This window comes from Aeromonas sp. HMWF016, assembly GCF_963878195.1.
GTDB classification, from domain to species: Bacteria; Pseudomonadota; Gammaproteobacteria; order Enterobacterales; family Aeromonadaceae; genus Aeromonas; species Aeromonas lacus.
On sequence record NZ_CAWNWX010000115.1, the window covers coordinates 19311 to 29560 of the forward strand.

The 10250-nt window shown below is 61.5% G+C and carries 10 protein-coding genes; 6 read left to right on the plus strand and 4 right to left on the minus strand.

Annotated features, from left to right (window positions below; genetic code table 11):
- From AACS24_RS22020 to fruB, 3 genes are all read right to left on the minus strand, one after another.
- Positions 1-278, minus strand: a 278-nt coding sequence (locus AACS24_RS22020) for a PTS fructose transporter subunit IIB (RefSeq protein WP_308810144.1), incomplete at its 3' end; no start/stop codon positions are given.
- Positions 275-1264, minus strand: a complete 990-nt coding sequence (gene pfkB / locus AACS24_RS20150) for a 1-phosphofructokinase (RefSeq protein WP_108571796.1) — start codon at positions 1262-1264, stop codon at positions 275-277. The genes pfkB and AACS24_RS22020, both read right to left, overlap by 4 nt.
- The gene (gene fruB, locus AACS24_RS20155; protein ID WP_108571797.1) at positions 1264-2379 is read right to left on the minus strand and encodes a fused PTS fructose transporter subunit IIA/HPr protein; all 1116 of its coding nucleotides are present in this window, start codon (positions 2377-2379) and stop codon (positions 1264-1266) included. The genes pfkB and fruB overlap by 1 nt, the downstream gene beginning before the upstream one ends.
- Before the next feature lie 307 nt (positions 2380-2686).
- On the opposite strand from fruB, the gene cra reads away from it, so the two are divergent.
- The 5 genes from cra to AACS24_RS20180 all read left to right on the plus strand — a co-directional run bounded on the left by cra (position 2687) and on the right by AACS24_RS20180 (position 7623).
- The gene (gene cra, locus AACS24_RS20160; RefSeq protein ID WP_181364248.1) at positions 2687-3673 is read left to right on the plus strand and encodes a catabolite repressor/activator; all 987 of its coding nucleotides are present in this window, start codon (positions 2687-2689) and stop codon (positions 3671-3673) included.
- Between the two features lie 638 nt (positions 3674-4311).
- Positions 4312-5505: an aromatic amino acid transport family protein gene (locus AACS24_RS20165; RefSeq protein WP_041207855.1), complete on the plus strand. Its 1194-nt coding sequence runs from the start codon at positions 4312-4314 to the stop codon at positions 5503-5505.
- Between the two features lie 171 nt (positions 5506-5676).
- Entirely contained in the window at positions 5677-6342 is a 666-nt protein-coding gene (locus tag AACS24_RS20170; RefSeq protein ID WP_108571798.1) for a hypothetical protein, read from the plus strand.
- 144 nt (positions 6343-6486) lie between these two features.
- Positions 6487-7044 (plus strand): hypothetical protein, encoded by a 558-nt coding sequence (locus AACS24_RS20175; RefSeq protein WP_108571799.1) that lies wholly within the window; start codon positions 6487-6489, stop codon positions 7042-7044.
- A gap of 192 nt (positions 7045-7236) precedes the next feature.
- A complete protein-coding gene (locus AACS24_RS20180; RefSeq protein WP_108571800.1) occupies positions 7237-7623 on the plus strand; it encodes an MAPEG family protein in 387 nt (128 codons plus the stop codon).
- Positions 7624-7736: 113 nt separating this feature from the next.
- On the opposite strand, the gene AACS24_RS20185 is transcribed toward AACS24_RS20180, so the two are convergent.
- Complete coding sequence (locus tag AACS24_RS20185) at positions 7737-9140, minus strand: DEAD/DEAH box helicase (RefSeq protein ID WP_108571801.1); 1404 nt, start codon at positions 9138-9140, stop codon at positions 7737-7739.
- 341 nt (positions 9141-9481) lie between these two features.
- On the opposite strand from AACS24_RS20185, the gene AACS24_RS20190 reads away from it, so the two are divergent.
- Positions 9482-10250 (plus strand): substrate-binding periplasmic protein (locus AACS24_RS20190; RefSeq protein ID WP_108571802.1); only part of this gene is annotated, 769 nt, incomplete at its 3' end.

The window sequence follows — 10250 nt, forward strand, 5'->3', positions numbered from 1 at the left end:
AGCAAGGCAGCCGGATCCTGCAGGGCGAGATCCATGCTGCCCTGATAGACCCGCTTGCCATCATAGGCGGCGAGATCCACCGGAGCGCTGGCGACCACCAGCACCAGGTCGGCGGCGGCAATCTGCTCCTTGCCCGGCACCTGACGGGGCTGCACGCTGGAGCCGACGTCGAGGGTGAGCTCCCAGCCAGCCAGTTTGGCCTGCTGTTCTATCCGTTTTGCAGCGAGAAAGCTGGTGGCAATGCCCGCCGGGCAAGCCGTAACCAAGATTGCTTTCATTGGGCATCTCCTGAGTTTTCCATTGAGGGGGTATGGCATTGAACCGGTGCCAGCGCATCCAGACGCTCTACGCGTACCTGTTCAAGCAAGGGGTTGAGCACATTGATATCGTCAAAGCCGACCGCGACCTGGCTGACCGCCAGCGCCGAGACGGCGGTGGCCAGCTGCAGGGTCTGCTCCGGCGTCCAGCCAAGGCTGAGACCATGGGCGAGACCAGCCACCAGGGAATCGCCGGCACCCACGGTGCTGACCACCTGCATCCGCGGTGGAATGGCCTGCCAGACGGCATCCGGGGCAAACCAGATGAGGCCATCAGCGCCATTGGAGATCACCACGTTGGGAATGCCGCTTGCCTGCAACGCGCGGGCACACTCGGCCTGCTCGCTCAGCGTCTTGATGGGGCGGCCTGCCCACTGGCTCAGCTCCTCCAGATTGGGTTTGACCAGGGTCGGCGCCGCCTTGATCCCTTCGCTTAACGCCGCACCGCTGCAATCGAAGATCACCTGCTTGCCCTTGGCCTTGAGCAGACGGATCAGATGGGCGCAGTAATCGGGGGCCACCCCTTTGGGCAGGCTGCCCGCCAGCACGAACCAGTCGGCCTGCGCTGCCAGCTCGTCGATGGCCTGTTCAAGGGCGCTCACTTCCCCTTCATGGATGGTGAGCCCCGGCAGGTTGAGATCGGTGACCCGACCGGATTGCTCGGAGATCTTGACGTTAATGCGGGTGCTGCCCGCGACACGGACAAAGTGATCATCCAGCGCCCGCTCTGCAAACAGGGAGACAAAGCTCTGCTCATTGTCAGCGCCCAGCCAGCCGGTCACGCCTACCTCGCGGCCCAAGTCTTTGAGCACCATGGCGACGTTGATCCCCTTGCCCGCGGCACGCAGGTTGGCCTCGCTCACCAGATTGACCTCGCCAAGGCTCATCGCCTCGAGACGGGTGGTGAGATCCAGGGCGGGGTTGAGGGTAATGGTGACAATCTTCATCAATGCGCCCCCTCGCCCAGACCAGCGGCGATCGCCTCACCGATCCCCTTGAGAGCCGCTTCGGCATCTGCCCCTTCGGCGCGAAATGCCAGACGGTGCCCGCACTTGACGCCAAGGCCGATCACCTTCATCAGGCTCTTGGCGGAGACTGCCTCGCCGCTGCCATCCAGATTGGCAACCCGGATGTCGGATTCAAACTCTTTGGCCACCTTGACCAGCATGGCACCGGGACGAGCGTGCAGGCCGTGGGGGTTGATGATGGTGAAGGTTTCGGAAAGACCGCTCGCGGGGCCCGCTTGCAGCATGGCCAGCCCCTCACCGCCCGCCAGCGTCGCCAGCTGACCGGCATCTGCCAGTTTGGCCAGATTCTCCAGTTGCGGCAGATGGCCGCTATCTGCGGCGCACAGCAGCAGCATGGCACTGACCGGCAGATCCCCTGCGCGAAGTTCGCTGCTCGGGGTGGCCAACACCCAGCCAGTCTGGGCCGATGCTGTTTGCTGAACATGGGCGCGGGCCAGCCAGATGCCCTCGCCCAGATAGGCCGGTTCGCTTGCCAGCAGCGCGCTTACCATGGCGGCATCGCCCCAACCGGCTGACTTGGCGCGGGCAGCGGCGCCCAGCAGCAGCTGGTCGCGATCATCGGCCGGGAAGTCGGCCAGGGTCAGGTATTGCACCTCTTTGGTGGCAGTGGCGCCGGTCAGGATATTGATGATGGTGTCGGCATCGGTGGCCTCTTTGAGCTGGGCTGCCGCCTGCTCGTCACCCAGCACATGGGTGAGCTGGCGCAAAATGCCCAGATGCTCGTCTGATTTGGCGGCGATACCGATGGCGACGTAGGCGATCTGCCCCTCGTCCCACTCGATGCCATTGGGGAACTGGGCCACCATGACACCGGTGCTCTTCACCAGATGACGAGTGTCGGTAGTGCCGTGGGGAATGGCGATGCCGCTGCCAAGGTAGGTGGCATGCTGCGCTTCACGGGCCAGCATGCCATCGACATAGCCCGCCTCCACCAGACCGGCCTCGGTCAGTTTGCCTGCCAACAGGGCAATCGCCTCGGCCTTGGTCGCCACCGACTGCCCCAGCAAGATCTGCTCTCGCACCAACTTCAACATAGCCACTCTCCATCAGATCCCGGCATCGCCGGGTCAACACAATTGAACATTCGGTTTGCCTGCCAGCTGACGATAGTCGGGATACCTCGAAATGTGATCCTGACCGGGTTTTACCACCCTGCTCTGCATCTCTGCGAAGCGGCGCTGCTGACAAGCTGAATCGTTTCACTTACACTCAGACTGAATCGTTTCAGTGAATTGATCAAGTACCCACAAAGAGCGGTTTTCAATGATATGATCCCGCGCACACTTTTCGGTGCCCTTACCAGGCAGTGCCCGTGGGCCTAGCAACTCAAACAGAGCCAATATGATGAAACTGGATGAAATCGCCGCCCTCGCCGGTGTCTCGCGCACCACGGCCAGCTATGTGATCAACGGCAAGGCCGACCAATACCGCATCAGTCAGGCCACCCGCGACAAGGTGATGGCCGTCGTCACCGCCCACAACTACCAGCCGGACAGCCGCGCCGCCTCCCTGCGCGGTGGCCAGACCAAGACCCTCGGCTTTATCCTGCCCGACCTTGAGAACGCCAGTTACGCCAAGCTGGCCAAGCGGCTGGAACAGGGAGCGCGGGCGCAGGGCTATCAGCTTCTCATCGTCTGCTCGGAAGATGATCCCGCCACCGAAAAAGAGCTGGCCCAGATGCTGGTGAGCCGCCATGTGGATGCCCTGCTGGTGGCCAGCTGCCTGCCGCCGGATGATCCCTTCTATGGCAACCAGCAAGCACAAGGGGTGCAGATCCTCGCCATCGACCGGAGCATGGCGGCCGATCGCTTCGTCACCGTCGCCAGTGAAAATGAGAAGGCGAGCTTTGACCTCACCGCCTCCCTGCTCACCCCGGCCATTCGCCATATCGCCTTGATCACCGCACTGCCGGAACTCACGATCAGTCAGGAGCGAAAAGCAGGCTTCGAGCAGGCCATCGCCAGCCACAGTGCGACCTGCCACCTCTGTGAAGGGGCCCACTTCTCGCGCACCGAGGGGTATCGACTGATCAAACATCTGCACCAGCAGCTGGGTCAGTTGCCCGAGGCGCTGATCACTACCTCCTACATCCTGATGGAGGGGGTACTGGACTATCTGCTGGAGCAGGAGACCGATATGAGCCAGCTTGCCATGGCCACTTTCGGCGACGATCGGCTGCTCGACTTCCTCCCCTTTGGCATCAACTCCCTGCCCCAGCAGCACGACGCGCTGGCGAGCCAAGCGCTGGAGCTGGCACTCAAGGCGGTCAATGGCGACTACCAGAGCGGGCTGCACTATGTGAGCCGTACCCTCAAGCGCCGTCGCTAAGCCGCCAGCAACAACCACCCACAACCACACAGGCTGCCGGCACAAACTGCCAGCATGGGCAGCCAGAACTGACAGCCTGTGCGACTTCTTTTCTCAACGCCCATCTTTGCACGCGTCTGTTTGATCAGCAGAAGATCGGCCAACCGGCCGACAGGGCTTGCAACCTCTGCTCAGGGCCCGTTTATCGGCCCATCGGCTCGCTATAAATTCAATTTATGGCTTTTGGCCATATGACCCTATTTTTACTTATACCGAACCATTCGGGCCGCTAGCGCCCTGTTTTGCCCTCTGTCGCCCCTTCCAGACGCCTGTAGCAACCCCCTCCGATCCCGAGGGCTGGTTCAAGCGGATTGGCATCGCCCCCTCAAGGCGCACATTTTTTCGGCGCATAGCGCCAGGTGTCACTTTTTATTTCCACTTAAAAGCCTTCCACAGCACAAGATCCGCTTTTTAGGGGTTGTCTCCGCTATTTCGATCCGTTAACGTGGCAACCATCTTTTACAACCGACAGGTTTCAGGTACAGATGTTTCCACGCCGATATTGCTAGCCTCCGGCTTTTCCCCCGGAGGCGCCTCCCGACACAGCCAACTGGCTCTCTCTTGTTTGCAACATCTCCGCTCACTTTCGGATGGATAACATGAACACCAAGACTCTGGGTTGTACCCTGTTGATTGCCGGCACCACCATAGGCGCCGGTATGCTGGCCCTGCCGCTGGCCTCCTCTTCCCTCGGCGGCCCCGCCACCCTGCTGCTGATGATTGGCCTGTGGGCCCTGATGGCCTTTACCGCCATGCTGCAGGTGGAGGCCAGCCTCAATACCGGCAAGTGGTACCTGCACCAGCTGGCGGATCACCTGCTCGGCCCCTGGGGCAAGCGCATCGCCTCCTTCTGCATCCTGATGCTGTTCTACGCCCTCGCCTCCGCCTACATCAGCGGTGGCAGCAGCCTGCTGGCACAGGCGCTGGCCGATGCCGGCATCACCCTGAGCCAGGAGCAGGCCGCCTGGGCCTTTACCCTGCTGTTTGGCGGCATGGTCTGTGTCGGCACCCGCTCGGTGGATTACCTCAACCGGCTGATGTTCACCGTCAAGCTGGTGATCATGGTGGGCGTGCTGGCGCTGCTGCTGCCGCGCGCCCAGGGCGAACACCTGCTCGCCATGCCGCTCGGGGAAGGGCTGCTGCTGGCGGGCCTGCCGGTGATCTTCACCTCGTTCGGCTTTCACGGCTCAATCCCGAGCGTGATGCTCTACCTCGGCGATTGCCCCAAGCAGCTGCGTCGGGTCTTTGTCTGGGGCTCCGCCCTGCCGCTGATCCTCTACGTGCTGTGGCAGGTGGCCATTCTGGGGCTGCTCGGCCAATCCTCCCTGCTGGCCAATGGCGGCGCGCTCGACAGCCTGCTCGCCAGCGTCGGCAAGCTGGTAAGCTGGCCCGCCTTCAATCAGGCGATGCACCTGTTCGCCGATCTGGCGCTCGCCACCTCCTTCCTCGGGGTGACTCTGGGACTGTTCGACTTTATGGCCAAGGTTACCCGCCGCAAGGACAACTGGCAGGGCCGCAGCCAGACCGGCCTTATCACCTTTGTGCCGCCGCTGCTGTTTGCCCTCTACTTCCCGCAGGGCTTTATCATGGCCCTCGGCTACGCCGCCATTGCGCTGGCCATCCTCGCGGTACTGCTGCCGGTGGCGCTGGTGTGGCAGAGCCGCAAACAGGCGCCCGCCCACCACTACCGCGCCCCGGGTGGCGTAGTGGCGCTGGGAGTGGCCGGCGCCATGGGTGTGCTGATTGTCGGCGTCCAGATAAGCGTCAGTATGGGACTGCTGCCCGCGCTGTAATCCCCGATACGGAATGCCCCAAATAACAAAGCCCTGCCAATCTGATTGGCGGGGCTTTGTTTTATCACCACGGCACATACCACTACTCTGCCCATCCCCTCTCTCGCACCAGAGGGATAAAGGACGTTTCAGCTACGCTTTTTCCATACGCAATGGAGTGGGGAGCAAGGTATGAAGTGGGCTGGCTGGTTTCTGCTGTGCTGTCTGAACCCGATTGCCCAGGGCGCGCCCCTGTCGCTGGCGGCGCCCGTGGAATATATCCCCCTGCTGCGCCCCTTCTATGAGGAGTGGTTTGGCAAGGCCAAAGTCGATTTCACCTTTATCCCCTGCACCAGCGCCCGCTGCAAAAAGCTGCTTGATTCCGATAGCACCATCGATGGCGATATCGCCCGGATCAAGGGCTTTGAGCAGGCCCACCCGCATATGATCCCGGTTGGCACGGCGATTGGCGAAGTGACCATCTATGCCCAGAGCAAGCAGGACGCCAGCTGGCCCCCCGCCAGTCAGGAGCTGATTGGCTGCCTGCGCGGTATTCAGTGGTGCAGCCGCTATCTCGACAGTCGGCGCATCGTCTGGTTCAACGATGAGAAGCAGGGTCTCGCCCTGCTCCAACGCGGCAGAACCGACTGGGTGATCCGGCTGCTGCCCACCAATCAATCCCCCCTTGCCGCACCATGGAAACGGGTCTCCGATATCGAGGTCTATCTCTACCTCAACAAGAGCCGCCAGGCCGATATCGCCGCCCTTATCCAATCCCAGCAGCAGCTGATAGCGAGCGGCCGCTGGCAGCAGATGCAGGAGCGCTACTTCTCGGCCCTGCTGACCCCCGTCCGCTGATCGGGGCACCACCGAACAAACCGCCAAAAACCGTGTTTTATACAATCTTTTTTGCCACCAAAACCTGAACGAACAGTTCAAAACCCGTTCATGCCCGCTCGCTACACTGCCCCCTCGTTTATCGCTTTCAGGAGTTTGAAAACAATGATGTTGCATCTCACGAAGAGTTCCCTTGCCCTTGTTCTGCTGGCAGCCAGCGGCGCCCTCAGCGCGGCCGAAATCACCAACAACAATATCACCGAGGCCGACATCAAGGCGGCGCAGGATGCCTGGGGCGCGGCGCTCATCAAGATCAGCGATGACTATCGGGCCGGTGGCATTGAGCGCGCCAAAGCCACCGCCGAGGCGGTACTCGACAGCGCTTATGGCTACCAGCAGGGGCCGGTGCTGTTCAAACCCACCCTCGCCGGTGGCGAGCAGACCTTTCGCACCACCCGCGAGGGGGCGCTGGCCTATTTTGTCGGCAACAACAGCGCCTATCCGGCCGACAGCGGCTTTGCCCTGAAAAACTGGCAGAGCTACCGCTATGACAATGCCGCCGTCTATATCAACGGCAACATGGCGCTGACCATGGGCAAGGTGCATCTGGTGGATCGCGACAACAAGGAGACCACGGTCGACAAGAGCTGGGGTTTCCAGAAGGGAGATGATGGCAAGGTGCGCATCGTGCTGCACCACTCCTCTCTCCCCTACGGCGCCTGACTGGCGAAGTGCTGCTGACAGAGCTCGCCACCTAAAACCCGACAACAAGCCCTGCCAGACCGGCGGGGCTTTTTTATCCGGCAAGGGTGCTCAGGACGTCATGGCCGAGCCCTCTTTACTGCTACCCTCAAGGGCAAGCCATTGAGCGCACAACAGATCCATGCTCATTCATCACTTCGGGAGTCCTACGCCATGACCATACTGCCCATCTATGCGGCCCTGCTTGCCCTGCTCTTTGTCCTGCTCAGCGTGCGCACCATTCGCACCCGTCACCGCCAGAAAGTGGCGCTCGGCCATGGCGATGATCCCGCCATGCTGCGGGCCATGCGGGTGCACGCCAACTTTGCCGAGTATGTTCCCCTCGCCCTGCTGCTCATCTATTTCGTGGAAACCGGCAGCCATGCCCCCTGGCTGGTTCATCTGCTGGGGAGTGCCTTGCTGCTTGGTCGCCTCTGTCACGCCTTCGGCATGAGCCGCACGCCGGAGAATTTCCGCTATCGAATAGTGGGAATGGGGCTGACTTTCACCGTCATTTTGCTGAGTGCGGCCTGTCTCCTGATCACCGCCCTGCTCTCCTGACCAGAGCAGGTCAGCCAAACGCGGAGCCGCAGAAGCAGAAATAGAAAAGCCCTGCCGATATGGCAGGGCTTTTCGTTTAACCGTTCAGAGCGGGAGTGTGGCTCTCCTTGCCCTTACTGGTTATGGCTGGCGCGACGGGGGCGACGGGCCTGAGCCGGCTTGGCGGCGCCATCAGCCGGACGCTGACCACCCTGGGGCTTGGGCTTGCCGCCGTTGCCGGAGCGGTTAGCGCCTGCGTTACCACCGTTGTTGCCGGAGCGAGCGGCCCCCTGACGCTGGCCTTGACCTTGCGGACGCGGCGCACGGCGCTGCTCGCTCGGATCACGGGGCTCTTTGCGCAGCGGCGCGCCGATACCACGGGCGATGTTGTCGAGGGTCTCGCGGGACGCTTCGAAGCCGGGCACCTGCTCGCAGGGGATGTTCTGCTTGGTCAGACGCTCGATGGCCTTGATAAGCTTCCCTTCATCGGCCGCGACCAGGGAGATGGCGTGACCGGCAGCACCGGCACGGCCGGTACGACCGATACGGTGCACGTAATCTTCCGCCACGTTCGGCAGCTCGAAGTTGACCACTTGCGGCAACTTGTCGATATCCAGACCACGGGCTGCGATATCGGTCGCCACCAGCACCTTGACGCTACCATCCTTGAAACCGGCCAGTGCGCGGGTACGGGCACCCTGGCTCTTGTTGCCGTGGATGGCGGCAGCGCTGACGCCGTTCTTGTCGAGGGTCTCGGCAACGCGGTTAGCCATGTGCTTGGTACGGGTGAACACCAGTACCTGCTGCCAGTTGTTGCTGGTGACCAGATGGCTCAGCAGGCCGATCTTGTTGGCCTTGTCGCACGGGTGAACCAGCTGCTCGATACGCTCGGCGGTGCTGTTGCGCGGGGCGACTTCGATCACCGCCGGGTTATCCAGCAGACCGGTGGCAAGTTCGCGGATCTCGTCGGCGAAAGTAGCGGAGAAGAGCAGGTTCTGGCGCTTCTTCGGCATCAGGGCCAGGATGCGGCGGATGTCGCGGATAAAGCCCATGTCGAGCATGCGATCCGCTTCGTCCAGTACCAGGATCTCCACTTCGTCAAACTTGACGGCATTCTGGTTGTAGAGATCCATCAGGCGGCCGGGACAGGCCACCAGCACGTCCAGACCACGGCGAGTCGCCATCATCTGCGGATTGATGCTAACGCCGCCGAACACGACGTGGCTGCGCATCGGCAGGTGTTTGCCGTAGTTACGCACGCTCTCGCCCACCTGGGCGGCCAGCTCGCGCGTCGGGGTCAGCACCAGCGCACGAATGCGGTTCGGAGAAACCTTGCGCTTGCTCTCCATCAGACGTTGCAGCATCGGCAGGGTAAAGCCTGCGGTCTTGCCGGTCCCTGTTTGGGCCGCCGCCATCAGATCGCGGCCAGCCAGAACGGCGGGGATCGCTTGCTGCTGAATGGGAGACGGGGTGTCGTAGCCTTGTTCGGCAACGGCACGCAACAAGGGTTCGGCCAGACCGAGGGAAGTAAAACTCATAGTTACCTGCTAGGGATAGTGGCGCCGGGGATTTGTGGTGGGGCTCCTCTGCTGAGCCGATGCCATCTCACAAGATCTGGGCCTATTGAGAAAACAACGATTTCCCCGGGGAGCAGAGCAAAGGGGAAAGAATAGAGGCGCAGTCTAACGGAGTTATTGAGGAGAAACGAGAAAAATGTGATGTTCCTCCCAGCACGAGGAGAAAAGCATGCTCCCCCTGCCTGAATATCTCCCTTTCTCCCGCACTTTTGCTGCCACCCTATTAACATCAAACACAATAAAAAGACTCTGTTGCCAGCAAGGCGCGGGGATTAAAAAAGATCAGGGATGATGAGGTTTATATGAAGAGGCAATCAGGCTTTCCCATCAGCTGGCCACTCTGGCTCGCCCTGCTGCTGTTGTGGGTGATGCCGGCACAGGCAGAAAAGCAGGTTTTCACCGTGGCCTGGAGCCACTGGCCCCCTTTCAGTCAGCTCAACAATAAAGGAGAACTGGACGGCCTTGATATCAGCCTGACCAGCCAAATCCTCACAAAGGCGGGTTTCACCCCCAAATTTCGTGAAATTCCCTGGGCCCGGGCACTCCATCTGGTGGAGCATGGCCAGCTTGATGTGGCGATGGGCGCGCTGGCGCTGCCGGAGCGCGAGCAATACGCCCGCTTCTCGGCCCCCTATCGCCACAGCGCCTACGTGCTGCTCAGCAACGATCCCATTCCCGGCCAGCAAGATCGCTGGGCCGGCTACCCGACCCTCTCTGCGCTGTGCAACGCCAAGGGACTCAAGATCGGCAAGCTACGCGGCACCCGCCCGATGCAGCAGTTGGAGAACTGCCCGGCACTCAAGGAGGTAACAGAGTACAACGCCGACGACCGGCTGATCGATCTGCTGCTCGCCCGCCGCCTCGACGGCGTTATCATGGAGTGGCAATACGCCCGTTATCGCCTCGAGCAACTCGGCGCCACCGGTTTTATCAGCTGCCAGTTGCTGCTCCACCACCAGCCGGTCAGCCTGATGTTTGCCAAAGATCGCATCAGCGATGAGCAGCTCGCCAGCATCGACAAGGCGATCGCTACTCTGCCCAAAAACGATCGCAACTTTCCCCCCCCCACAT

Bases quoted from the DNA above. Each gene is read 5' to 3' on its own strand.
- cra (WP_181364248.1), top strand. From the start codon at position 2,687: ATGATGAAACTGGATGAAATCGCCGCCCTCGCCGGTGTCTCGCGCACC.
- pfkB (WP_108571796.1), bottom strand. From the start codon at position 1,264: ATGAAGATTGTCACCATTACCCTCAACCCCGCCCTGGATCTCACCACC.
- AACS24_RS20180 (WP_108571800.1), top strand. From the start codon at position 7,237: ATGACCATACTGCCCATCTATGCGGCCCTGCTTGCCCTGCTCTTTGTC.
- AACS24_RS20170 (WP_108571798.1), top strand. From the start codon at position 5,677: ATGAAGTGGGCTGGCTGGTTTCTGCTGTGCTGTCTGAACCCGATTGCC.
- AACS24_RS20165 (WP_041207855.1), top strand. From the start codon at position 4,312: ATGAACACCAAGACTCTGGGTTGTACCCTGTTGATTGCCGGCACCACC.
- fruB (WP_108571797.1), bottom strand. From the start codon at position 2,379: ATGTTGAAGTTGGTGCGAGAGCAGATCTTGCTGGGGCAGTCGGTGGCG.
- AACS24_RS20175 (WP_108571799.1), top strand. From the start codon at position 6,487: ATGATGTTGCATCTCACGAAGAGTTCCCTTGCCCTTGTTCTGCTGGCA.
- AACS24_RS20185 (WP_108571801.1), bottom strand. From the start codon at position 9,140: ATGAGTTTTACTTCCCTCGGTCTGGCCGAACCCTTGTTGCGTGCCGTT.